Source organism: Paenibacillus sp. Y568 (assembly GCF_059445545.1).
On record NZ_JCAIUM010000005.1, the window covers coordinates 12,253 to 39,033 of the forward strand.

The following is a 26,781-nucleotide window of genomic DNA, read 5'->3' on the forward strand; positions in this document are numbered from 1 at the left end:
TCTAATATATGGCACTTATATAGTGTAGACTTCATCAAAAATAGGGTCAAAATGGAGAATCGAGCGTATAGTACGTACAGTTTTAACTTTACGTACTATATTAACTGTATGCTCCGTTTAACTTACAATTCCTTCTTTGCTGTATTCTTTACTTTTCAAACACTTTTTTTTACAATGGATGCTGTGGATATTGTTTCCGCTCATCGCAAGCGTTATTCAAGGGAGTGTACGATATGACAACATTTGATGGATTAACTGAAGAGCAAGCTAAAGTGATCGAGAAATCGCGTCAGCGCGTTATGGATTCTATTGGAACAAATATGGATCTATATGGGGTCACAATGTCCATTGGTCATTTGTACGGAAATATGTACTTCCACAATGGTCCCGTCACGCTGGACGAGATGGGTCAAGAAATGGGCATGAGCAAAACAAGTATGAGTACGGGCATGCGTGCATTAGTTGATCTGAAAATGATAAACAAAGTATGGGGAAAAGGTTCGCGGAAAGATCTGTATGAAGTTGAACGAGACTGGCATCAGAACTTTGTTGATTTCTTCTCTATAAAATGGCGAAAATCTATGGAAATGAATATAAATTCTTTACACAAATCGTTAACAGAGCTTAGAAAGTTACAGGAACAGAACTGTGATAATGAGCAGCTGATTACCTATGTGGAAATGGACATAGAAAGAATGACCCACGCTGTTCAATACTATAAATGGTTAGGTCAATTCATCGACGCATTGGAAACCGGGAAAATATTTGATTGGATTCCAAAATTGGAGGAATAACTCCAGCTCTTTTATTCATTCCATCAAAAAAAGCCACCACTCTTGAATCATTCAGAGTAGGTGGCTTTTTATGTTTAAGTAAATCAATTCGGACGTTCAATAGAAAATAATTCACCCAACTTGGCGTATGAGGTACCCGCAAGCCGACTCACCGGTCTAAGGGAATGAGGATTAATATGCCCGTTCTCATACACCGATTCATCAATATGGAAACAGACTACACGTCCAATTAGTAGATCAGCTGTTGGAGATTCCTTCGTTCCTCCGAGTGGTATACAATGTTCAAGCGTGCACTCCATCCGAATCTTAGCCTCCGCTATGCCAGGGACCACTATCTTGTCACTTGTCACAGGAGTAAGTCCTGCCAGAACAACTTCACTCTCTTCTGGTGGTAAACTGGCTGCTGTCTCATTAATCTGGTGAATGTAGGATTCATCAGATATATGAACTACAAAGGCCCCCGCCTCTATCGCATTTCGGGCTGTATCCTTTGGTATTCCGTTCTTTCGCTGTACAGATATAGATATCAAGGGAGGATCAGCGGTGACAACATTGAAATAACTAAACGGTGCAGCATTCAAAACGCCTTTGTTTGAGAGCGTTGTTACAAATGCCACGGGTCTTGGAATAATGCTACCACTTAGTAGTTTATAGTTATCACGTTCGCTTTGTTCTAATGGATCGATAGAAATCATAATAATTCCTCCTCTCTAAATAAGGATCTCCTCATGTTTACGATACCCTCGTGGTCTTTGACTTGTCGTGTCCCCTTTTCCAATAGCAATCATTAAGGCCGGTACATACCCCTCTGGAATCTTTAGCTCTGTTCGTATCTTCTCGGGATCAAACCCTATCATAGGACAGGTATCCCACCTTTTTCCCTGAGCAATTAACATGAACATCATAGCGCTTAGACTTGCATTACGAATAGCCTCTTCCCGCTTGAATGTCTCTCCTCTCGTCTCATAGAAGGACTCAACATAGTCTACAGTCGAATCGTATTCCTGTTGATTGATAACCCCCAAATGAAGTAATCCCTCGTTCATTCTTCCAACGCCCTTATGGGCATTCATATTACCTAATACTAGAATAACAGCGGAATCCGTCTGTATTTTATATTGCTTATTAGCTGCTAAATATACCTTATTTATCATTTCAGGATCTTTAACGACCAAGTAATGCGTATGCTATTTGTATATCTCCCTTTATCTATTATCTAAGTAATATAGCGTCCAGGGAGTAATCCCCCGCACCTATGAAAGCCAACCCAATAGCAACTGCAATCAACAACACATTGTATTCATACCCATTAGCTGTAGCCCAATAGCCATTTGCACCATGTACTTTAATGATAGCTCCAAGCATCGTCGCGATGATAAGGATAGAACCAACTACGGTGAATAGCCCTGTAGCGAACAATAACCCAGCAACCAGCTCCATTAGTCCAGCCGTGACAGCCATCAGAACACCCGGTTTCATCCCCATGGATTCCATCCAGGCACCCGTTCCCTTAGGTCCATGACCTCCAAACCAACCGAACAACTTTTGTACACCATGACCCATATAACTCAACCCAACAACCAACCGTATAATCAACAACCCTACTGCGATACTCATTTGTAATTCCTCCATATTTTCGTATTTGGTTATCTGTTTAACTATCTTAATATTAAGATATATATTCAAAAAAAATGATTAAACCCTCCTTTTTTTTGGGTCAACGCCATAACTAGTTCTTGACGAGTATTCTCGTAGGATACCGCTACGATGACGGATTGTCCTCCGACCGCTGTTGCCTTCTGATTTCTTGATTGAATATGGCTTGAAGCGGTTGAAATCAGAGGGCAAGCTTATGCTTCCGATATAGCTTTCCTACGGAAAACTTATAGGCGAACGCTATCGCTTCTCCAGGACAATTCCGTCACCTTCGCTACTTCATACATTTTCCATAGTGTTCTGCAAGTACTAATAATTAAGATTTAGGACCTGTTTCTTAGCTTATTACCTCCACACATTTAATCTTAACTTAAAGATACTTTATATAAAGTTATTGGTCAACATTGTTTTATAGTTTTTTTTAAAAATGATAGTAGCCCCTTTCTCTATCAGGTGACTACTACCTTTACTCTTTATCTCATATGTAACGCTATGATATTACACTAAGATATCAATACCACCACTCGTATTCATTGTGTTGGCCGTTTTTTGAGTATTGTTGTTTGTTTCCTTCTTAGTTGTCTCCACTTGGCTACTACTCTGACTTGCGTTCGCACTCTTTTGGGCAATCTGAGCTGTAACGAGTTGAATCTGTTGTTGGATCTGAGCAACCTTCTTTTCTTTGGTTGATGCATCGTCTTTACTTGCATTCTCTGTCTTAAGCTCTGCCTGAAACGGATGAAATACTCAATGATAACTCCTCCTATAGATACTTGATGATGAACACTCTAAGTATAAAAGGAATAATTACCTCCTACCTGAATGCCCGCTGAACGAACGCTGAAAGTTATGATATTTTAGCCATGTTCCTCAGGGCTATTTATATTCCGGAATACTTCTCTAGCATGGCTTGTCAGTTCTTCTCCATCGATCCAACGCACATCCACTTTTTCCAAAAGTCTCATGACGCTAAAATGACCTTGCTCCAAAGCATGATAGATGGAATCTTTCATCCTAGCATTAAAGATAGAAACGATTGGATGTTGTATACCGTCCACTTCCACTGCGAGAACATCTTCACCCGTATAGCTTGCAACAAGTTGCTCCATGACATCCCTGCTTATATAGGGCATATCACAAGGTAATACTACATACCGATCTGCTTGAAAAGCATTCATGACAGAGTATATTCCCGCAAGGGGGCCACATCCCATATACTCACTTACATCAACGATCACGTTCAGCCCTTCTCTAAATCGCTCTAGAAACTCTGGGCGAGCTACCAATACTACTTGATCACTCACCGTCGATATAGCTTCATTGGCAATCTCATAATAAAACTTACCTTCTTGTTGCACAAATGCCTTTGGAGATCCATAACGCCGCGATAATCCACCCGCCAAGACAATACCTACTGTATTCATGATCTGCTCCTCTATGGCTATTTCATTATTAGTATTCCTTCATCCACTACTATAAAACGAACTATTCCGTTTGCAAAGTATCTACTTCTACATACTAGTGAAACAACCCATTTCATAGATTATTCTATTCATGAAAGTTTAATAACTATAGCACAATGGGTAATCTGTATAAGAGAAACTATGAATGAGTGCTCATGTGAGTGGTAAATTGGACATGCTATTACACAAAAGGGGATTACACATATGAATCGCAATAATACGATGATGCAATTTTTTGAATGGCATGTTAATGCAGACGGAACACATTGGAAACGTCTTAAGGAAGCTGCGCCCGAATTGAAGAAAAAAGGAATTAGTACCGTATGGATTCCACCTGTCACCAAGAGTCAATCTAAGGATGACACAGGTTATGGTGTATATGATTTATACGATCTCGGAGAATTCGACCAAAAGGGGTCCGTTCGCACGAAATATGGAACAAAACAGGAATTAGAAGATGCTATCACTGCCTGTCACGATCAAGGACTTGCCGTTTATATAGATGTAGTCATGAATCATAAAGCAGGAGCAGATGAGACAGAAACCTTCAAAGTTATTGAAGTAGATGGCAATGATCGTACGAAAGATATCTCCAAACCCTTTAATATTGAAGGCTGGACGAAATTCACATTCCCAGGACGAGGGGATAAGTACTCATCCTTTAAGTGGAATTCGGAACATTTCAACGGAACTGATTATGATGCGGCTAATGAGCGAAGTGGTGTTTTTCGAATCTTGGGTGAGAATAAACATTGGAATGAGAATGTTGATAATGAATTTGGGAATTACGATTATTTAATGTTCGCCAATATTGATTACAATCACCCTCAAGTGAAAGAAGAAATGATCTCCTGGGGCAAATGGCTTGCAGAAACGTTATCGTGTGATGGCTATCGCTTAGATGCGATCAAACATATTAATCATGATTTCATTAAGGAATTCGCAACTGAAATGACTAAAGAACGAGGAGACGACTTCTATATGGTGGGCGAGTTCTGGAACCCAGAGCTCTCTGAATGTCAGCAGTTTCTAGATACGATCGACTACAAACTGGATCTATTCGATGTCTCTCTTCATTATAAATTAAACGCAGCTTCAGAGGCGGGTAGTTCGTTTGATCTCAGAACTATTTTTAACGATACGCTCATTAGCTCACACCCCCAAAATGCTGTAACATTCGTAGATAATCATGATTCACAACCTAATGAATCACTTGAATCTTGGGTGCAGGATTGGTTTAAACAAAGTGCCTATGCGCTAATTTTGCTAAGACAAGATGGTTATCCAGTCGTCTTTTACGGAGATTATTATGGAATTGGTGGCGATCAACCACTGAAAGGAAAACAATCAGCCATTGATCCCTTGTTATACGCTCGTTACCATAAGGCCTATGGGAAGCAGATAGATTATTTCGATCATCCCAATACCATTGGATGGGTCCGGCAAGGTGTGCAAGAATTTGAGCATTCTGGTTGTGCGGTTGTCATCTGCAATGGCGATGCTGGAGAAAAACGAATGTGTCTTGGAGAAGATCATGCAGACGAAGAATGGGTCGACCTAACCAACTCGAGGAAGGAACGTATTACCATTGAAGCAGATGGATTTGCAACATTTCCAGCCAATGGCGGTAGCGTATCTGTATGGGCATACCCAGACAACGCATAAAAATATAAAGGGATGTCTCGTAACCTACGTAATAAGGCTGCGGGACATCCTCTTGTTCGGTTTAAATGTATTTTAATCTCTTTCACAATGGTTCCTCCAAACCTCCTCAATATTACTGGCTCCATCTTATGATAAAATACGATATTGCAACATTTTAATGTACCTTACCGTCTAAGATGATGTAAGCCGAATAGAAATTTAATCCATTATGACATTCTAAAAACCATTGGAGGAATGACAACATGAACCACATGTTAAAAGTATTAACAACAGCATCTATCCTAACAATGATAGCTATCCCGGTGGCAGCAAGTGCACAGGACGTGGCCACGCCAATTCAATATGGACAAGAATCTACAATAAAGATAGTTCCTGGTACAATGGGTCAAATAACCAATTTCGCGAACGATAAAACAGGTAAATTTATTACAGTAACAGGCCGCGGCCTTAGCTTCGCTGATCAAAACGAAATCATTCTATCCATTACAAAAGACACTAAAATTATTGATTCTAAAGGAAAAATAATACCTTTAAAAACGATTATTGATGAGAAAAAGGTTGTAAAAGCATTCTACGATTCTAAGATTACGAAGAGCCTTCCAGCAATAGGAACAGCGCTAACCCTGATTGTTAAAGACCAGAGCTTTACTGGAATTAACGGAACAGTATCTGATGTTAATGACAGTAGCATCACGGTTACAGGAAAAGATATCTATTCCGAATTGGAAGATAGTATTGTACTTCACTTTGATGACCGTGCACAGATCATGAGCCAAGATGGAAAAACCATTGAAGCAAGTTCGATCAAACCAGGTATGACTATCAAAGCATTCTATGGCCCTGCTGTGACGATGAGCCTTCCTCCTCAATCCACAACGAACTATGTCGTGGTAGACACTACCGCTGAAGAAACGGTTCCAGCGAAAGCTCCTGGTACATCTGGCGTGATAACGAATATCCAAGATAACAAGTTCACTGTGATCGGGAGTCCTATGGAGCAAGGTGGAGTGAACTATGTGATATTGAAGGTTGATAAGAACACTCAAATCGTTGACCAGAATGGAACTTCATTAACACTAGATGCATTGAAAACAGACATTCGTGTCGATGCTTATTATGGTGAAGTAATGACGATGATCTATCCAGCTCAAACGCATGCTGACAAAATAGTTGTGAAAGAAACAGAAACCAATAAAGTTGAAGGCACCATCGTTGAAACTGAGCAAACAACGAAAGGCCAAGTCTATGTTAACGTCGGTTCAGACTCAAGTATCGACAATGATGTCATTCTCAACATTACAGATGATACAACTGTAATTGCAGATATGGGTGGAAATGAATTGAGTGCAGGCACGAAAATTGTCGCTTACCATTCCCCAATAATGACTAAATCATTACCAGGGATCACAAATGCTGAAATTGTCGTCGTAACCTCTGGCAATATAAAATTGCCTCAGTAATCATGTTACATGCCAGTATATTAAAAAAACGAGCCGATCTATTGAGATCAGCTCGTTTTCTTTTTCATGTCATAACCATATAAATAATGACTATTTATTTCTTCTTAAACAGAGCAACCGTAAAGTGGATCGCTTCTAATACCTCTTTTACAAAAGGTACATTCTCAGGTTCCCACTCCGATGGACTATCCATCCCATATTCATCGACGTACTCCATTAATTGTGCCGCCGCTCCCTGTAGTTGAGCTCCCTTGACCGCAGATTTACCTCTTAATACCTGGACCGAGAGTTTCATGGCTTTGGACGTTTCCTTAATAAAAGGGAATTCATCCTTCTCCCAGGCCTTTGCATCGTCCATATCATATACGGATATCCATTTCTCTAGTAACTGTGCAGCTCTTTTCTCATCCATTCGACTCATACCATCGTTCTCCATTCTCGTGATCTATTGATACAGGATCATGTCCTTGTTTGCTTTCATCTTACCATGCTACTACCTTCGGATTCGCATTTTTTTTGCTTTTCTAGACTTTTACGGATATGGTTGAGGAGAAAGATCTATTAGATGCTATGAAGGATGGGAAATTATTGAAACAAAATATTCAACAACCGGAATTTATATATACTTTTGCATGTAGTGCAGATGAGCAATCTTTATACAGCTTGGAAATGCGCTCCCTATTTGGGATGGAAACTGATTCCTATATTATGAAGAGCTCCATGGATATCGATCCAAATCGAAGTCCATTTATTAAAGAACAAATAGAAATCATGTACGAAGGCGATCAAATGTCCGATATTCTGAAGCAAGTGGAAGAGATTGTTCTTCATGATTCGACATTCAAAGTCATATTCATTAAGATTAATGACCTTTCTTCAGCCGACAAAATATCCTACGAGGATAGACGTCTCATAGAACGCGATTTAGGCCTCCATATTGAGGGGGAAGCAGATGTACACAACCCAGATCATGTCTTTGGCATTGTTGCCTTAGGTGGTCGCTGGTATTTCGGCAAATACCGAAAAAATGATGCTCTATGGTTCCTTCATATGAAGAAGCCGCGTAACTATTCGATTGCTCTAGGTACACGTCTCGCAAGAGCTGTGGCTAATATTGCTGCTCCAGAACCAGTAGGATTGAAGGTAATCGACCCTTGTTGTGGGATCGGAACGGTGTTAGTAGAAGCTCTCTCCATGGGCATCGACATTGTAGGCCGTGACATTAATCCACATATCGTCCAAGGTGCACGAGAGAACATTGCTCACTTCGGGTATGTAGGTGAAGTCACCTTTGGCGACATTTCCGACGTATCTGAGATGTACGATGTAGCGATCATTGATATGCCTTACAATCTATTCTCTACAACAACACCCGAGGAACAATTATCTCTCCTTAAGAATGCCCGCCGTTTCACAACTAAGGTGGTTATTATTACAATTGAAACCATTGATGACATGATTAAAGAAGCAGGTTTTACAATTCAAGATCGATGTGTAGCCAAAAAAAGATCATTCTCCAGACAAATTATTGTCTGTTCCTAATGTTCTCCACCACGTCGAAATAGGATAGTTGGATGATCCAATCCCGACAATCTCCCCAATTCCTGTCCAAACCATATGCCATGAGCTTGTTGGGTCGCTTCTATCCAAAGAGAAATGTAAAGCAATCATATATTTAATTCCAATTATAGATGAACTATATAGATTATTATGATCATATTTGAAAAACGTAATCACAAAAGAGATGCCCATATCATATGGACACCTTTACTTAGAACTTATTCACTACTGCTTTCTTCCTCCTATTCACAGAAAATACGACTAGATTTTAGGATCCAACCTAGTCGTGTTAGTTATTGTCCTTAAACAACAAAAGTCCCAAATCCTTAAATCAGGATTCGGGATTTTTTATATGGAGATCATCAGCCCCTAGAATTTAATAATTCCAGCTGAATGAAGGAATACGAATACAACTAGGATCGGTGCGACAAATCGCAACATGAACAACCATAAACGAAACCATACTGCAGTGAGGCCTGCTTCTTCTGCCACACCCTTCCAGAAGTATCCTGCAAATATCGTGACCATGAGTCCTCCCAACGGTAACAATATGTTAGAAGCCACAAAGTCAATCCAATCGAAGAATGGCTTACCCCCGAAGGTTAACCCTGGTGAAACTCCCAAGGACAAGGCAGCAGGAACACCTAATATGAAGCATCCGACAATAAAGATCCATACGGACCGAGTTCTACTCCATCCAAAGCGATCCATAGCGTATGCTACCGGTACCTCTAACAATGACACTGCTGAGGTTAACGCTGCGATAGCTAGCAAGATAAAAAAGAAACCCCCAACAATGGAGCCGAAGGGCATCGCTGAAAATGCAGCAGGCAATGCAATAAATACGAGTCCCGGGCCTTGTCCAGGATTTAGTCCAAAAGAAAAAGTGGTCGGGAAAATAATCAACCCGGCGATAAGCGCATAGAGAAGATCACCTGCTCCAATAGCTAATGTTGCCGTTCCAAGTGATTGACGTTTCTCGACATAAGAACCATAGGTAATCATGGTCCCCATACCAAGGGATAATGAGAAGAATGCATGCCCTAACGCTACAAGCGTGGACTCGGTTGTTAGTTTTGAAAAGTCAGGATTAAGAAAGAATGACACACCAGAACTTGCACCTGGTAATGTTAAAGCGCGAATCATTAATGCAACTAGTAGAATAAACATTCCAGGGATTAGAATCTTGTTGAATTTCTCAATTCCCCCAGAAACCCCTTTAACCACTACAGCGCCTATAAGTACTAATACGATGGCCTGCCAAAGTATTGGCGAGTTGCTATCCATGAATCCATTGAACATGACGGTGAAATCTGTATTCGGAACTAATTTACCACTAAACGATTGCACCGCATAATGAAGAGTCCATCCTGCAACAATAGCGTAGAAAGACAAGATGACAAATGGTGCTACCACCGAAATCATGCCTAATCCGCCCCATATTTTTTTTCCGCTTAATTTAACAAAAGAAGAGGATGCACTTCCACGGCCACCTCGACCAATTGCAAGCTCTGCGAGAAGGACAGGCAGACCTACAATCACTAAACATACAATGAATAGTAAAAAAAATGCAGCCCCACCGTATTGTCCTGTAATGTATGGGAATTTCCACATGTTACCCAGCCCGACGGCACTCCCGATCGCTGCAAGTATAAATCCCGATGATGAGAACCGTTCCCCTTTACCATTAGATAAATCCTGATGATCCTGTTGCGAATTCTTCATGATTACCCCCCGATGTTATAAGCCTTAGCATAATACTAGGATCTCTCTATTAAACACACGTATTATACTAAACAAAGATACGAACCGTATACGTTGAATATTATAATATTCCTTGCTATTCTATTTTGTTTTATGCCAATAGTAAAAAGGAGTCGACCCCATGATTAGAGTTCACTCCTTCATAACTATACTCGATATGGCTCAATCGTTATTCCCTATGTCTTAAGCTTCATCTTTTTAACCAATAAAACAATCAAAAGTAAAGCTACCACAACGATAATGGTATTAAACCATAATCTCTGTTGTTGCCACCAAGCTGGATCCTTGTCTGCAGTTGCAGAAACTTGGGATTCCACTTGTTCACTTAACTTTCCAACGGCAACGCCTTCTTGCTCGATATGGATCTTGAAATTGACAATATCGTATTGGGATTCCGATGCAGAGGCATTCCCGTAAAGTAATGTATAAGGGCCTTCACCTTTATCCTCGAACACTACCTTATCAAGGATATATTCAATTACAACTCCCGTAATACTTAATGGTGCATCATCTAGATTATTAATTTGTATTGTGTAGTAAGGATTCCTGATTGAGCTCGCCGTTGCGATGGTATAATTCCTGATCCACCAGTCTTTAAATTCCATATTGTATATATTTTGTTCTCCAACCGTATCAAGCCTCATGCCCTGATCATCATAAAGTTTATATGACCTTGTGAAGTTACTATTGTCCACTCGTAATAGTGTTTCGTTAATTCGAAGACGACTCGAATTGTTTATAACGATTTGTGTAAACCCATCTTCCTGCTTCAGTTCAAAGGATGCATCGCCAACTTTCTTGTAATCCATCCATTTGAAGTCTTTCGTATTATGAATCAATTGTAAACTTGGAAAGGTTAAATTCTCCACGTTGTTCCTTACGATCAATCGATAATATTCATATTTGTAAGCTGTACCCAGTGGAATACTATCCTTCACCAATTGATCTGTTCGGTATATTTCGCTCCCATTAATATCTAAAAATTCCCACCTGTTGCCATCGTAACTGCCCTGCACCTCAATATACTTCAAGAAATCTACCTTCGGTAACTCTAATGTTAGAGTATTCCCTTGAATATCCACATTCTCTGCCTTTGGCGTGATCTTATAATCCAATATAGAATCTCCATCTTTCATGGCTGTATGGACCAATGAAGAGGAATACGTTACGGTCTTCTCCTTAGCTTCTCCATAGCCACTATCGATATAATAAGGGACGTACTGCCCCTTATGATTGACAATACGTAGGTCACGCAAATCATCATCTGCCCCAGCATACACTTCTTCATCTAGAAAAAAGGCCTGATATGGACCTTCACCCTGCATTTCAATCCCCTTCGAGTAGCGCCATTCTTGCTCCTGACCTTGCTCAGTTGCGACAATCACATCGTTGCCTACGAAGGTACATACCCAAAGCGTTACCGCCACGATGAGACTAGCTCTTCGAATCTTCTTCCACTCCTTCATTCGCATGAGTCTCCCCCATTCTGCTCGATACTTTCTGATAGCCATAAGAAATACCAAGCAATACGATTCCAAAAGTAAAATAAGCGATAATTGTACTACCCGTCGATAATAATCTCAGATCATTCAATATTAATTTCCCAGTTGCCGCGAGCGTCAATCCTAATCCGAACCGTCTAATGTACACATATCTATAACGGAATCCGAATGTAATGTACAAGATAGCCAGAAATAGATATAGCAAACTGAAGATCAACCCGATCTCTTCCATCTGAAATTGAACCACTAGGAAAGACGTTAATATACCCAGTAAATATACCCCTAGAGCTACCGGATAGATCTCAATACTCTTATACTGCTGACGAAGGAATGATATTAACACCTCACGTATGCTAAAGAATACCAATACATTAAATCCAACTAAAATCCCCAATGCAACATATTCCGTTGCAGAGTTATAAGCATAATTCGACTGTAATGCTGGGGTAGTTAATGTAACTACGATACATACCAGGTAACCGACCCCGTATAAGAACATCATGTAGTATTTCACTACGCGGTCATACAGCACCTTAACCTTAGAGAATGCGTAGGCAAGCCCAATGGTTACTGTCGCAACTAAAAGGAATTTATAGAAATCATAATGACTGAATTCTCTCGGTACCCATGTATTATACATATTCTCCATCTCATACAGGAGATAAAACCACACGTTTAGTAACGTAGCATATTTAAATACCGTAACGATCTGAGCTTCATACGGACGACTGAAGAGTCTACCCTCCCGCTGTTGCTGAACAGCATAGAATAACGTAACCACCACCATTCCTGCGGTGACGAAGCTGTATTTTATTACATAGAAGGTATCATTGTAATCAAACAATAAGACATTGCCCAATAGATCTACATAGAGGAATGCCCCTAGACACAACGTTAGAATGCCCCAGCCAACTTTCTCTAACTGCTTAAACCGATTAAGACTACCGTAGATTGTTAAAAGAACACCTTCGACAAGCCAACCCATCGAAATCCACTCTGCTCCGAACTGGAATGGAATCATAAGTACCGCAAAAGTAAGTGATGTGGCATAGAATAATAGTGTTGTTTGTTTCTCTTGCTGCATGAACTTCTCAACGAATTTACCCAACCCGATATAGACAAGACAGAAGACCAATGCTAATAATCCTTGGAAATTCTCCAAGTGCGGCTCACCAAACAAGACATACATCATCACACAACTAATGAACGTATTTAAGGCCAGCAGTGTGAAATCCCACCATGACAACTTCATCTTATACTTAAATGAGTATCCTAACGTGATACCTAGATACATCGCAAATGTAATGCCCACATAACCCATACTTATAGGATTGCTAACCGATAACCACACCAGAGCTATCATAGAAGGAACATTAAATAAGAAACTGATGTAATTGACGATGACCCAACGCTTTTTAAATGAGACAAGTAGAATGGATACGTTCAATAAGAACAAATAACCCATAGCCACGTATACTGCATTCCCCTCAAGTCCGTAAGCCCACATATATGAGAATAACGGTAGATACCCTCCTACAAGACCCAGTGAAATGATACTCCGCGAGTGATACCTTAAAGACAACAGTACTGCCGTTAACGATACTAATACAGATAACAATAGCCCCACGTTCATATCTATAATCTTGAGCAAAAAATAACTATAAAAGATCGACCCATACAATACAGAAACACCGCCACCCAATAACCCTAAGGCGAACGTCTGTCTCTGCTTACGGAATAGCCATTCTCCACCCACAAGCATGATGACACCAAGCAGGAAAAAGGCACTGCCTTTCATATAACCATTGAACCAAGTCGAATATGTATATTTAAAACTAACGCCTACAGCTAAAATAATAAGCAAGATAGCGACCTTATTTAGCCAGTTCAATCCGATTTTCATTTCGAACTGATTCTGCTTGATTCTCTTCTGCATCACTTCTTCGGTTACTTCTTCTGAAGCAAATTGATCTAACCCACCCTTTACAACTTGATGAAGTTTTTGCTCATCTTCTCGTAATCGTTCACGGTGAAGCATAATCTTATGATTTAACTCGTCAGAGATCTGCGTAAGCTTAAGCGCCATCTCTTCTTCCTCTTCCTTCAAGTGCCTGGATGTTCGCTCAAAGAGACGCTGAACCGCAGTCTTTGTCTGAAACTCGAAGGCTCTTAGACGATTCGAATGACCGTCTGCACGATTTGCAAAATAGGTATTAAACTTCTCCCGTGATACGTTAATGATATTCAATTTCTCGTTAACGATCTGCTCTGTTAAAGAAGTACGGAGCTTCACGTTCTCTTCTTCCAAATGGGTTACTTTCTTCTGTAACGTTGTTAGTCGAACCTTCTGCTGCTTATGTTGCTCCTGAAGTTGTTCATTCTCATGGACTAAATCGTGCGTCTGATATTCATCAATTAAGATCTGAACCTCTCTCGTCAATTGGTTCTGACTGTCTTGAATGTGAAATAGACGATCTTTGAACTCCTTCATGTGTTCCCTCCATTGTGGATTCATGGTAATATTTCCATTTTACTATATATAACAATCAAAAATAGAATTATTTAGGAAGTAACTATTCTTTTGTCTTGCGAGTGATGACCTCAACCAAACAAAAAAAGACGCCGTCCGTAGCTTATAAGCCTTGGACTGCGCCTTCTTGATATATAACCTTACTGAGTTGCCTTTCTAAATCCAGAAGCGACCGCTTCCTGATCTGTACAGAACATCATCTCTGCTTTGGTCTCGTTATAACTTTTACCACCGGGTACATGATATATTTTTTCATTCCGAGCATTAATATTACCTTTGATCTTAGGATTACTACAAGATTTAATCTTGTCTTGTTTACCCCATAATCCGACTTGGTTATCCTGTGCTTCACTTTTTAATAGTGAAAACCTCTTCGTATATAGAACATCAGGAGGAAGCGACATCGTATTCGCATATCCCTTAACAATCAAGGTTTCGTTGAACATGACTGAGTCACCTTCTATAAAGACAAAACGTAACAGTCGATCATACTTATCTGTGTCACTTACATCCTTGAATAAATACACGGTCTTGCTCTCCAGTTGTTGCTTGCTGAAGTCACTTGCTTCTTGCCCATAATATTGGGCTTCACCAAATACTTCAGGTGTATTCATACCAATCATGCGCACCTTCTGACCGGAATTGGTCACAAAAGTATCTCCGTCAACGATACGCTTGATAGTTGTAACCTCATACTCTTTATCTTTCAACTCAGGATATTCTCTAACAATCTCGGTAACAAATGCGTCTTCGTCATTTGCTACAGTGCCCATATTGGTACATCCTGAGATGAAGATGGAGACTAATAAACCGATATAAAGAAAGATTCTCATCGTCATTCCTCACTTATTCCTGCGATAGCTCTTCACTAATTGATGATTTATCGACTACTTATTCGCTACATGCACTTTTAATAATTTGCCCTTAATCGTTGTATTCTTCATCACTTGAATGACATGTTGACCTTTACCATTCAATATCTCAACGTAAGACACGTTATCTTGAATCGTAATAATACCGATATCATCCGCAGATACGCCTTCAATCTTAGCCATGGTACCGACGAAGTCTACCGCTCTAATCTTCTTTTTCTTTCCACCGTTGAAATATAGCTTGGTAATCCCTTTATTTAATTGCTCATTCTTATCTTGCTTCAAGATAGGCTCAATTCCAATTTTGCCTTGGAAGGCATCCTTATTACTCGCAACTTCTTCTTTCGTGGGAACACTTTTCTTAGGAATAGCAAATCCAATATAACTCTCAATCTCATGCAGAAATTTCTCTTCATAAGGAGTTACGAACGTGATGGCTTTCCCTGTTTTACCCGCGCGACCCGTTCTTCCAGTACGGTGAACATAACTTTCCTTCTCCATAGGAAGATCATAGTTGATGACATGTGTGATGTTATCAATATCAATGCCTCTCGCTGCTACATCTGTAGCGACTAAATAGCGGAATTGGCCCCGTTTGAAGTCATTCATGACTTCGAATCGATCCTCTTGGATCATGCCACCATGGATTTTGGAACACGTATAATTGGCATTCGTTAATTGCTCAGTCACCTGATTCACATGTTCCTGCGTCCGGCAGAAAATAATACAGCTATCCGGATTCTCAACAACCGTAATATCTTTCAGTAAGCCGAATTTCTCTGATTCTCTGACTTCATATAAAGAATGCTCAATCGTATCTGTAGTGAGCCCCGTAGCTTTAATCTCAATCATCATCGGATTACTCATATATTTGTAACAAAGTTTCTCTACATCTTGAGGTAACGTAGCCGAGAACACCATCGTTACTCGTTCTTTAGGAAGTTTCTCAATAATCGATCCGACCTGCTGAATGAATCCCATATTCAACATTTCATCGGCTTCGTCAATGACAAGGTATTCTAAGCGTTCTAACGCAAACGTACCACGTTCAATATGGTCCAATACGCGTCCGGGCGTACCTACAACCACATGACTTTTTTGCTTCAATTCAGCCGTTTGTTTCGCATAAGGGGTCTTACCATAAAGCGCTGTTGCTTTAATCCGTTTGTATCGACCAATATTCGTAATATCTTCTTTCACTTGCGCAGCAAGCTCACGCGTAGGCGTTAAGATTAATGCCTGTGGTTTGTTCTCGTTCCAATCAACCAAGTCACAGATCGGTATTCCAAAGGATGCTGTCTTTCCGCTCCCTGTCTGTGATTTCACAACAAGGTCCTGTCTCTTGAGTGCCATTGGAATAACTTCACGTTGCACCTCAGTCGGATTGTTATATCCTAAGCTATCGAGTGCTCGTACGATTTCTTCACTTAATGTATAGTCCTTAAAACTTTGCTCGCTCATGTAGTAACCTCATCTATTCTAAAATTATTGTTATGGAAGCTCAGCACTACAACCAGTGCTAACAAAAAGCCATCTATAATGACCGCTACGATAACGGATTGTCCTTCCGATCGCTGTTGCCCTCCGATTTCTTGATTATATACCGGTTCACGGTAGAAATCAGAGGGCAAAGGCGAACGCTATCGCTTCTCCAAGACAATTCCGTCACCTCCGCTAGGTTTCAGCATAATCCATCTTTTTGCAAGCACGAGTTATGGGTAAGAGCCCTTATGGACATATGTTTCCACGAATCATCTATCACATATTCCCCATTATACTCGAAAAGGAGAAAATACTTTAGTGATTCCATGGGAAATAGCCGAAATTAGCTTATAAGGCTACCCTCGGCTTCATCAGAAATTAAATACCGCCTATTGCAATCTAATAGATATATTTATTTCACAGCTTTATCAGTTCGAATTTCGTCAGGAATGGAATGAACCATTCCAACTAAAAAATTAGAACTATCATCTCTCATGCCCCTTAAAACATCTTTAGAATCCATTCTGCCATAGGCTACATCTTTTGAATCTCTCGCAAGATCAAAATAAATATCGATATTTCTGTCAGCGGGTCTCTTCCCATTCTCTTTTATATAAGTATCATCGTCCATCGATGCTACCCCTTCCCAAACTAAATAGCTCAAATCATTTTTAACCTCATAGTAGGAAATTAAATTACCCCATGTATGGTAGTATCTCAAGACCTCCCCTTCTCGGAAATACAATGCATGAGATGACATTTCTTTACTCGAAGAGAATTTGTTTTCTCCAATTATAGGAAGTGATAGAGCTATTTTACGAGCAGCGACTAAATCATCGCCCTTATATAGGGTAGCATAGGTATTTATCTTATCGACACTATGAATAATAATTGTGTTTGTATCTTTAACCCATTTCACTTCTGCTTTAAATGCTTCACTAATAAAACGTAAAGGAACCATAAGCCGTTTATTTCTTAATTGAGCAGGCGACTCCAAATTTATCTTATTCCCTCCAAATGTCACCTCTTTTTCGCCTACTTTAAGAACCATCTTATCCTTATTCGCCTTTGTCGTTACCGTAACCGTTTTATTTTTTGAATTCCAGTCTAAATTAAGATTTAACTTTCTCATGGAATCTAATGAGACCATTGTTTTTCCATCAATCACCACAGGTGGTGAATCTGAACTAACGACTTCACTATTAATAATAAGGCTAACCTGTGATCCTGCATATATTGGTATTGAACTACACAAAAATACTAAACACATTACTAATAAAGTACTTATCGTTTTTTTCATATTCTTTCACTAACCTCCATTTTTAGACTCTAATTATATTAGACGCAACTACATATAGAAGTGTTATACAAATCAAAATATATATTACGTACTATTAAGTCAATAGGAAACTAGGCCCCTCGTGTCTCATTTTCTTCGAGAAACGGAGTAGCCTCGTAATATTCAATTAGTTATGTAATCGGATGAGATGTTAACAACAAAGTAAAAAGCCCCACTCCGCAACCTGGGAATCAGTTGCTTTTCTAGTTGGAAAGGTAACTGAAGCAAGTAGAGGTTTAAAATTCCAGAAGATTGTCGAAGTGGTTGAAGAAAATCTAAAGTCATTTTTAATTATCCCCTAAGATACTATTTCTTTTTTTGTGGTAAAATAGTAATTATTTGAATTATATTTGATTCTCAAAGTAACTACCATTTAAATTCTTATACTATAACTAATAAATTTAACTCAGAAGCCCTCGAAAATTTATTTAAATGAGTCATACAATTATGTTGGAGACTGAATAATCGGTCTCTATCCTTTTTCAGCGGGAGGTAGTTTATGAAAAAAAGTAGAATCCTTTCAATTTCACTGATATTTTTATTGATTTTGATAGTTGTATTAGTCAGATCACAGCAAGAGATTGCTAGCGTTAGGCTTGTGTCCGAAACAACGGAAATCACTTATACTGACAGTGAAAGCATCCAAATCTTCGAAGATGCTATAAGAACTGTAAAAAAAGTACGCGGGTCTGTTGATGTGGGTGGTCCACCAGATTATCGAATGACTGTTACTTACGCTGACTCTAAGGTTGATGAATACAGCCTTTATATGGATTTTAAAACTAAAGATGGCTACCTGATTAAAGATAGCCATAGCGAAAAGATGCTGGATTTAAGAACTAAGAATTCGGCAGAACTAGCTGATCTGTTAAGTCAAGAAAAGAGAGAATAATATTTGATATATTCTTCAAAAAGCCATATGTGTACATCTTTTGTGCAGAACTAATGTGCAGAACTAAACGGAAGCTGCGCCCAGCATGGGCGCACTAAAAAGGATCCGCTGTTCACAGCGGATCCTTTGAATTATACGAATCATTGCCACTCCTCAAATTGAGGCCACACTCACTTTAACTGTCCGTTAATGCCTACCGCTGAACCGTTTGATCGCTTCCTCGGTCACCGGCGTAAAGAGGTTAACTAGGTTGCCGTCGGGATCACGAAACAGCACAGCACGGTTCCCCCAAGGCATCGTGGTTGGTTCCTTTACCCATTCGTCGATAAACGGCTTCAAGCGCTCATATTCGGCATCGACATCGTGGACACGGAACTCGAGGATAACAGTGTGATTGTTGGCCGCCACTGCAGAGCCAGCGCCGAACAGTTGCACCGTCTGGGAGTGGCCAATCGCCAGGGTGCACGATGGCACAACAAGTTCAGCAAAGACGGGCGCGGGGCGTTCCGCCGAAACACCCATGACTTTCTCGTAGAACTCGACGAGACGATCCACGTCGTCGGTAATGATGCGTACAGAAGCAAAATTCATAAGATCCATCCTTCCTATAATAAATGATACATTTCAAGTAACCTTATTGATTATATAAAAACACTACTGACAACATTATGTCAGTAGTGTTTTAACATTTTTCTGGGCTTCCTTCCTCATGAATTCGAGCCATTCGTCTTCCATGCAACAATGAAAAAACCGTGCTTTGGCCAACAAGCCAAACACGGTTTCTCTTCGATTGACTTCATATTTCAGGTTCGCCTCATATTACTCTTCAGTTTAATTTCACTTCGTAATCAACATAATCAAAGAACGCCGAAGTCTTACTATCCTCACCATTACCCGTTGCATAACATCCAATAAGTGCTCCTGTGAATCCACCATTTCGTTCTGGCGATACGATATGGGCTGATGCGCGCGCAAGCGAGATCCAGTTCGATCCATCGATGCAATAAGCCAACTCATATTCATGTTCATTCGAAAGGATTTGAAGGCAAATATGATCTTCTGCCACAGGCACCTCTCCCAGTAATGTGAGCTCCCCACGATCAACCGCGACTGCCATTAACATTCGTCTGCCATCGATTCTGCGAATTCCGAAGGTAATATGCCCTTGTTCGTTCAGCCTTACCGCAAGTCCCGCTTCCTCACCATCGGTTTGAGGTGCGAAGACTAACGCTGTTGATACGTTCGTTCTTAGATGCTGTTGCCGAACACCGACGAATAGGGAGACCTCAGCATCACGAAGCGAATGTTTATTCCCTTTTAGCGCCATATAACCAGGTCGTTGACTCAACGATACTCGTTCTTCTTGCACTGTACGGATAAATGCCCAACGAAGGTCAAGCTCCTCGCTATCGAAGTCGTCTCGCCAACCTAACTTGCCAGAACCAACAGGATCAGTATATTTAGTCGTGGTTTCCCTTATTACATTGTCCGAACTCTTTTTTCCATCTAATAAAGATTCTTCTGAATTCCGACCTAGTCCTGCTACAGTCATCTTCAACGCTACCGTTCCCTCATTATTATCAATTGTTGGCCAACCATCTTCTGTCCAAGTCACAGGTGCAAGGAATGTTTCCCTACCAAGGACGCTATATTGCCCATCAACGGGACGTATTCCAAGAAACATCGCCCACCATTGTCCGTGTAAATCTTCAACCAGTTCAGCATGACCTGTATTCTGGATGGGATGATTAGGAAGAGAATTATGTGTCAACATCGGATGCGGCATCATTTCAAATGGGCCATTCGGTGTACTCGATCTGTATACTAAAGCACGATGATCAGATCCCGTTCCTCCACATGCGCAGATGAGATAATATAAATCATTGATTTTATAAAGATGGGGCCCTTCTGTCCAGACGCCACCATCACCATGCGCAACAATAACTGGCTCAGACAAGGCTCTACCTGTCTTAATATCAATCTCATATTGAATAATGTGTGATTCTTTATCTGCACCACGTTGGGCTGTTACATATACTTTTCCATCGTCATCAAACATGAGAGAAGGATCTATATTCGCATAGGGAACTGTAATTGGATCTGACCAAGGTCCCTCCGGTTTCTCCGCTGTAATATAGAAGTTACCAATCCCATAGACATCTGTCGTAATCAGATAAAAGAGACCCTCATGATAGCGTAGTGTTGGTGCATAGATGCCTTGAGAACTTTGTCTGGTGGACATATCAATCTGACTCTTACGAGCTAGCGCATGTCCTATTTGTTCCCAATGGATCAGATCCTTGCTATGAAATATCGGAAGACCCGGGAAATATTCGAATGAACTTACTGCCAAATAGTAGTCATCGTTCACACGAATAACGCTCGGATCTGGATAAAATCCGGATAAAACAGGGTTGTTGTACGTTATAGGGTTGCTCATTATTGGTTCACTCCTAAAGGTTACTACCTATGAATGTGATAGCTATCACTTTATCAGGATATTTTCAGCACGGTAGCTACAATCCGTGTTGACTATCAAATGAAACTTATACGTTCTTATTTTTCAATAAATGATTCTACCCTGCACATCAGGCACTCCCGATTTACGATAAAAGTACGTATTGATGACATCTCGCCATTGATGAGCATGCTCAGCCTGTTCTGCTAATCGTCCAGCTACTTGACTGAATCGATCCGTGTCCACCTTGTTCTGTAGTTCAGACCACTCTTTCTGTAGCTGTACAGCTTCTTCTGCCCCTGCGAAATGAGTATCATAAATATGCTGAATGACCGTCTTACCTGAATGTAAAAGATGCGTATAAGGCACGTGGTGGAAGAACAATAACAATTCATCTGGGCATGATTCAAGAGATTCATATACGTCTGCATTCTCACTGTAATACTGTACTGCATACCCTGTGCCGGTTGCTAATGTACGATCTACTCCAATCCCGTTTCGGTCAGCGAAATGGTACGTTCCCCAGCGCGAGTATTCATATCCATCAATGTCTGGGCCGTAATGGTAATGTGGTGTGACCATCCAACCTACACTTAGAGGCGCTGTATAACTCTCATATATAGGCCAAGATTTCATTAGCATGGCACATATCACATCCACCACCTGAGGGTCATTACCGAAGGAGAGCCGTACCCACTCTTCTGCAATCCCTTCCGATGATAAGTCTGGATTCCAGATGAGTCTGCCATATCCATATAGATTAGCCTGTGCTAACGTATGACCGGTCCAGTTCTCATCGTTCCCGATATTAGAGACTGCTGCTATACCACTGTACTTCATATTGAACACTGAACCATCTACTATATGTTTCACTTCAGCACCAGGTCCGTTAGCATACGTATCGAAATCGAGGACTGTCTTCCATTGAGGAACTAAATAACAGACATGTCGCTGCTGACCGGTATACTCTTGTGTAATCTGAAACTCTAACACCTGATTTGTCTGCTTCATGGCACCAAACAATGGCGAGACCGGCTCTCGTACTTGGAAATCCATTGGACCATTCTTAATCTGTAGAAGGACATTGTCTCGGAACTTACCATCGAGTGGACTGAAATGGTCATATGCCGCACGTGCCCGATCCGTAGAACGATCACGCCAATCTTGCATACAGTTGTATACAAAACATCGCCAGATCACAAGCCCACCATGCGGTGCTAGCGCATCTGCCAGCACATTCGCCCCATCGGCATGATCGCGATCATAAGTAAATGGACCCGGTCTATGTTCCGAATCTGCCTTAACTAGGAATCCTCCAAAATTGGGAATTTCCCGATATATCGTATCTGCCGTGTCACGCCACCATTGGCTAACTCCTTCATCCAATGGATCTGCCGTTGCAAGTCCACCCACCTGCATAGGAGCTGCGAAGTTAACGCTAAGGAACAGACGAATACCATATGCACGGAACACACTCGCTACTCGAGCCACATCAGGTAACAACTCATCCGTTATGAAACGTGTCTCTATCTCATGCACATTGACATTATTCATAGATATACTGTTTATTCCAACAGAAGCTAGCATCCGTGCGTAATCTTTCACTCTCTCTAAGTGAGCGGTGATCTCTCCGTTGTGATAAAAAATAGATGTCCCCGCATATCCCCGCTCAATGGAACCATCAGCATTATCCCATTGGTTAATCATTCGAAGTTGATTCTTTGGTTCTTCTAGTACATTAATATTCTCAGGGCGAACGCCGCTTGCGATTAGACGTAACAAGTGAAATACACCATACAATACACCTGAAGCTGAACCCCCAATGAGCATCAAGTATCTACCTTGTTCTGTTGACACGTACTGTAAACTAAACCCTTCTAAAGAAAGATCACGAAGCTCACGGTCTGTATTTCCTATGAATCTCTCATCCGCGCCTAGTTCAGTCCAGTTCGTTATTTCTGTAATGGTGCCTATCCGAATATATGAGTTCTCCACAGCCTTCGAGGTCACTTCCGGTTGAATACCTAACGAAGATGAGACGCCTTCTTCCAACTCACGTATTGCAGTAACCATGACCTCCGATGATTGATCTTCTACGACCAGATTGCTTAGAAGTTGTGCATACACTGTACGTAATTCTGAGTCCTTCACTTCGGCATGTTGTAGCCATGTTTTATATAAAGTACGTTCCATGCTATAGATTCCCTCCAATGATAGTCGAATTAGATGATGCATCTGGTACAAAACAACAGATGCCGGTCACAAAGACCGGCATCTCGATTAAATACGGCTATGCCGTCCTTCTTATTTGTCCTAACTATTAAACACAACATTTAGGATGTTCCTACTTACCTCACGATACTTTGGAACGCCGGCTTCGGCTGATGTAATTCATCGAACAGGAATGGCCAATTCTTTCGACCCCGTACTGGGAAGTTATCTAACCAAGTATAATCATCTGCTGCTCCCCAGAATGTCACTGAAGTAATCTCACTATGATATTCTCTCAATAATTTAAACATCACTTCATATCGTTGTGCTTGTAACTCTAGTAATGCTTCGGGTGCTACTGTCAGATCTCTACGCTTATCATCGAAGCGGAATAGGGAAACATCCAGTTCAGTTAGCTGTAATTGCAGACCCAGTGAGGCATACTTCTCAATCGCACGACGGATGTCATCTAATAAGGGATCGTACAGATTCCAATGGGCTTGTAGACCAACACCATGCACAGGTACATCTTGTTCCACAAGCGACTTCACTAACTTGTAAATCTTATCTCGCTTAAGTGGATTTGACTCGTTGTAATCGTTATAGAATAGTAATGCTTGAGGATCGGCCTCATGTGCATATCCAAACATCTTAGCAATAAAGTCAGGACCAACAATATCCAACCACTTCGACTTGCGGAGAAGTTCTTCACCTTCATCCGCTATCACTTCATTCACAACATCCCAAGCATAGATATCTTGCTTATAGCGACCTACAACGGTACTGATATGGGACTTAATTCGCTGAAGTACCGTTTCACGATCTGCCGTCTTCCCATCCTTATCTTCGAATAACCAATCTGTTGTTTGATTATGCCAGACTAGGGTATGACCCCGCATACTCATCTCATGCTTCCGCGCAAATGCTACCAATTGATCTGCAAGTTCGAAAGTATAGGTCTCCTCCGATGGGTGAAGACTCTCGAACTTCATTTCATTCTCAGCCGTAATGCTATTGAAATGATAGGCCAGTAGTTCCTCCTGACTTACGATGGTCTTTGGATTCACTGCTGCTCCGATTAGAAAGTCCTGAGCGAATACTTCTTTTAACTTAGGTTCATTACGAGTTCCTATGTTACCCATTAACCCTTCACCCCGCCAATGGTCATCCCTTGTACAAAGTACTTTTGTAAGAATGGATACACCATAATGATCGGAACGCTGGCAACTATTGTCATCGTAGCACGAATAGATGTTGGCGTTACTTGATTAGCTTGACTTGATGTTGAGAACATGGATGAATAATCCTGAGAGTTCATAGATGCACCTGAGTTCTGAAGAATCTTCATAAGCTCATACTGTAACGTACTTAAATCTGGATAAGATGAGTTGTAAAGAAACACATCAAACCATGAGTTCCATTGGGCTACTGCCGTAAAGAGTGATACCGTTGCGATAACCGGTAGACATAACGGAAGAACAACACGGAGAAACGTTGTGAATTCCCCAGCTCCATCAATTCGAGCTGATTCTAGAATTCCCTCAGGCAATCCTTCAATAAAGGAACGGATAACGATAACGTTAAATACACCGATCAATCCAGGAATGATGTATACCGAGAAGCTTCCAATCATACCAAGTTCACGAATGAGTAGGAAGTTAGGAATAAGTCCTCCACTGAAATACATTGTCAAAATAAATGCAAGCGATACAAACTTACGTAGTACATATTCCGGACGGCTAATCGTATAGGCTACCATCGAGCAACATAATACGGAAAGTACCGTACCTATAATCGTTCTCATCGCTGATATAAAGGTTGCCTGGTAAATCGATGATTCTTTAAGAACAAACTTGTAATTCTCAAGCGTCCATTCTCGTGGCCATAAATATATTCCACCTTTAAGTGAATCAGTCGCTTGGTTAAGAGATACTGCCAGCGTATTAATAAAAGGATATAGCGTAACTACGACCAATAATAACATCATGATAATATTGAAGGTGTCAAATACCCGATCTCCAGGGGATTTGAAACGTGCATGTGCTTTTAATACCTTTGCTTTTGCCATTATAAATCCTCCCTAGAACAGTCTATCTTCGCCTAATTTTTTCGCGATGCCATTTGCACTAAATAATAGAATAAAGCTGACGACGGTTTTGAACATTCCAGCTGCAATAGATAATGAGAAGTTACCCATCTGAATACCATATTTGAGTACGAAAATATCTAAGTTCTCAGAGAAATCGATATTCATCCCGTTACCAAGTAAATATTGCGGTTCAAAGCCAGATTCAAGTAAATTACCAATATTCATAATCATGAGAATAACAATAACGGGTTTAATCCCTGGAAGTGTAATATGCCAGATCCGTTTGAAGCGTCCAGCTCCATCAATCTCAGCTGCTTCATATAGGGATGGATCTACTGATGTTATTGCTGTTAAATATATAATGGTGTTCCAGCCTACGTTCTTCCAGACTTCCGAAGCACCTAGTATTCCCCAGAAATAATTACCTTTTCCCAGCCATAGAATTGGTTCATCAATGAAACCAAGCCATATAAGTATTTCGTTAATAACTCCGCCGTCTGCTGATAGCACGGTAGTGATAATACTGGCAGCAACTACCCAGGATATAAAGTGAGGTAGATAACTTATGGTCTGTACAACTCTTTTAAACATCACTCTACGTAACTCGTTAAGTAGTAAAGCTAGAATAATTGCTGTGAAAAATCCTAATACAAGGTTTATAAAGCTCATTGCTAATGTATTTCGAAGTACTAATAGGAAGTGTTTATCTTGAAATAAGAAACCGAAATGTTCAAAACCAACCCACTTTTGATCCGTAAAACCTTTTGCCGGTTTATAATCTTGGAAAGCAATGGTCCAACCCCAAAGAGGGACATATTTAAAAATAAACAACCAGATTAAAAAAGGAACAGACATGAATACTAATGTCTTTTGCTGAGCAATTCTTTTCATGAAAAGTCTCATTCCTGTTGGTGCATTAGCTATCGTTGGCATATCATGCGGTACTATTGGAGTGCTATTGCTCACAGTATATTCTCCTCTCTATCCTCAGTAGAATCGTTAGATGATAAAGGAAGGGTGTCGACCAAATCTAGACAACAGCCC

General features: G+C 40.6%; 21 protein-coding genes and 1 pseudogene. 5 read left to right on the top strand and 17 right to left on the bottom strand.

What is annotated here, in order from left to right; all coding sequences use genetic code 11:
• Positions 1-233 precede the first annotated feature (233 nt).
• Positions 234-794, top strand: a complete 561-nt coding sequence (locus tag AC1D7X_RS08685) for a GbsR/MarR family transcriptional regulator (protein ID WP_495456406.1) — start codon at positions 234-236, stop codon at positions 792-794.
• Between the two features lie 83 nt (positions 795-877).
• Here the strand turns inward: AC1D7X_RS08685 and AC1D7X_RS08690 are convergent, their stop codons facing one another.
• The 4 genes and pseudogenes from AC1D7X_RS08690 to AC1D7X_RS08705 form a co-directional block, all read right to left on the bottom strand.
• Complete coding sequence (locus AC1D7X_RS08690) at positions 878-1,489, bottom strand: flavin reductase family protein (RefSeq protein ID WP_495475026.1); 612 nt, start codon at positions 1,487-1,489, stop codon at positions 878-880.
• A 15-nt stretch (positions 1,490-1,504) separates the two neighbouring features.
• A pseudogene (locus AC1D7X_RS08695) lies at positions 1,505-1,981 on the bottom strand (nitroreductase family protein); the annotation flags it as partial.
• 25 nt (positions 1,982-2,006) lie between these two features.
• Positions 2,007-2,411: a DoxX family protein gene (locus AC1D7X_RS08700; RefSeq protein WP_495475027.1), complete on the bottom strand. Its 405-nt coding sequence runs from the start codon at positions 2,409-2,411 to the stop codon at positions 2,007-2,009.
• Positions 2,412-3,307: 896 nt separating this feature from the next.
• Positions 3,308-3,874 (bottom strand): molybdenum cofactor guanylyltransferase, encoded by a 567-nt coding sequence (locus AC1D7X_RS08705; protein WP_495475028.1) that lies wholly within the window; start codon positions 3,872-3,874, stop codon positions 3,308-3,310.
• Between the two features lie 243 nt (positions 3,875-4,117).
• Here AC1D7X_RS08705 and AC1D7X_RS08710 point away from each other — a divergent pair, with 243 nt between their 5' ends.
• Both AC1D7X_RS08710 and AC1D7X_RS08715 read left to right on the top strand, forming a co-directional pair.
• On the top strand, positions 4,118-5,578 hold the full coding sequence (locus AC1D7X_RS08710) for an alpha-amylase (protein WP_495475029.1): 1,461 nt from the start codon (positions 4,118-4,120) through the stop codon (positions 5,576-5,578).
• Positions 5,579-5,820: 242 nt separating this feature from the next.
• Positions 5,821-7,038, top strand: coding sequence for a peptidase (locus tag AC1D7X_RS08715; protein ID WP_495475030.1), 1,218 nt, complete (start codon positions 5,821-5,823; stop codon positions 7,036-7,038).
• 94 nt (positions 7,039-7,132) lie between these two features.
• Here the strand turns inward: AC1D7X_RS08715 and AC1D7X_RS08720 are convergent, their stop codons facing one another.
• Positions 7,133-7,459 (bottom strand): hypothetical protein, encoded by a 327-nt coding sequence (locus tag AC1D7X_RS08720; RefSeq protein WP_495475031.1) that lies wholly within the window; start codon positions 7,457-7,459, stop codon positions 7,133-7,135.
• 167 nt (positions 7,460-7,626) lie between these two features.
• Between AC1D7X_RS08720 and AC1D7X_RS08725 the strand changes: the two genes are divergently transcribed.
• The gene (locus tag AC1D7X_RS08725; protein ID WP_495475032.1) at positions 7,627-8,580 is read left to right on the top strand and encodes a TRM11 family SAM-dependent methyltransferase; all 954 of its coding nucleotides are present in this window, start codon (positions 7,627-7,629) and stop codon (positions 8,578-8,580) included.
• 387 nt (positions 8,581-8,967) lie between these two features.
• Here the strand turns inward: AC1D7X_RS08725 and AC1D7X_RS08730 are convergent, their stop codons facing one another.
• From AC1D7X_RS08730 to AC1D7X_RS08755, 6 genes are all read right to left on the bottom strand, one after another.
• Positions 8,968-10,323, bottom strand: a complete 1,356-nt coding sequence (locus AC1D7X_RS08730) for a sodium-dependent transporter (RefSeq protein ID WP_495456412.1) — start codon at positions 10,321-10,323, stop codon at positions 8,968-8,970.
• A 215-nt stretch (positions 10,324-10,538) separates the two neighbouring features.
• Positions 10,539-11,828 (bottom strand): DUF3999 family protein, encoded by a 1,290-nt coding sequence (locus tag AC1D7X_RS08735; RefSeq protein WP_495475033.1) that lies wholly within the window; start codon positions 11,826-11,828, stop codon positions 10,539-10,541.
• Positions 11,797-14,355 carry a DUF2339 domain-containing protein gene (locus AC1D7X_RS08740; protein WP_495475034.1) on the bottom strand — a complete coding sequence of 853 codons (2,559 nt, stop codon included), beginning with the start codon at positions 14,353-14,355 and terminating at the stop codon, positions 11,797-11,799. Before AC1D7X_RS08740 ends, AC1D7X_RS08735 begins: the two co-directional genes overlap by 32 nt.
• 179 nt (positions 14,356-14,534) lie before the next feature.
• On the bottom strand, positions 14,535-15,227 hold the full coding sequence (locus AC1D7X_RS08745) for a thermonuclease family protein (RefSeq protein ID WP_495475035.1): 693 nt from the start codon (positions 15,225-15,227) through the stop codon (positions 14,535-14,537).
• 54 nt (positions 15,228-15,281) lie between these two features.
• A complete protein-coding gene (locus AC1D7X_RS08750; RefSeq protein ID WP_495475036.1) occupies positions 15,282-16,727 on the bottom strand; it encodes a DEAD/DEAH box helicase in 1,446 nt (481 codons plus the stop codon).
• A gap of 433 nt (positions 16,728-17,160) precedes the next feature.
• Positions 17,161-18,048, bottom strand: coding sequence for a copper amine oxidase N-terminal domain-containing protein (locus AC1D7X_RS08755; protein WP_495475037.1), 888 nt, complete (start codon positions 18,046-18,048; stop codon positions 17,161-17,163).
• A gap of 538 nt (positions 18,049-18,586) precedes the next feature.
• Between AC1D7X_RS08755 and AC1D7X_RS08760 the strand changes: the two genes are divergently transcribed.
• Positions 18,587-18,979 carry a YhfM domain-containing protein gene (locus AC1D7X_RS08760; RefSeq protein WP_495475038.1) on the top strand — a complete coding sequence of 131 codons (393 nt, stop codon included), beginning with the start codon at positions 18,587-18,589 and terminating at the stop codon, positions 18,977-18,979.
• Between the two features lie 186 nt (positions 18,980-19,165).
• On the opposite strand, the gene AC1D7X_RS08765 is transcribed toward AC1D7X_RS08760, so the two are convergent.
• From AC1D7X_RS08765 to AC1D7X_RS08790, 6 genes are all read right to left on the bottom strand, one after another.
• Positions 19,166-19,570, bottom strand: coding sequence for a VOC family protein (locus tag AC1D7X_RS08765; protein WP_495456419.1), 405 nt, complete (start codon positions 19,568-19,570; stop codon positions 19,166-19,168).
• 235 nt (positions 19,571-19,805) lie between these two features.
• On the bottom strand, positions 19,806-21,419 hold the full coding sequence (locus AC1D7X_RS08770) for a glycoside hydrolase family 43 protein (protein WP_495456420.1): 1,614 nt from the start codon (positions 21,417-21,419) through the stop codon (positions 19,806-19,808).
• Positions 21,420-21,542: 123 nt separating this feature from the next.
• On the bottom strand, positions 21,543-23,630 hold the full coding sequence (locus AC1D7X_RS08775) for an alpha-glucuronidase family glycosyl hydrolase (protein WP_495456421.1): 2,088 nt from the start codon (positions 23,628-23,630) through the stop codon (positions 21,543-21,545).
• 155 nt (positions 23,631-23,785) lie between these two features.
• Complete coding sequence (locus AC1D7X_RS08780) at positions 23,786-24,790, bottom strand: endo-1,4-beta-xylanase (protein ID WP_495456422.1); 1,005 nt, start codon at positions 24,788-24,790, stop codon at positions 23,786-23,788.
• The gene (locus AC1D7X_RS08785) at positions 24,790-25,716 is read right to left on the bottom strand and encodes a carbohydrate ABC transporter permease (protein ID WP_495456423.1); all 927 of its coding nucleotides are present in this window, start codon (positions 25,714-25,716) and stop codon (positions 24,790-24,792) included. The genes AC1D7X_RS08780 and AC1D7X_RS08785 overlap by 1 nt, the downstream gene beginning before the upstream one ends.
• Positions 25,717-25,728: 12 nt before the next feature.
• Complete coding sequence (locus tag AC1D7X_RS08790) at positions 25,729-26,670, bottom strand: ABC transporter permease (protein WP_495456644.1); 942 nt, start codon at positions 26,668-26,670, stop codon at positions 25,729-25,731.
• Positions 26,671-26,781 lie beyond the last annotated feature (111 nt).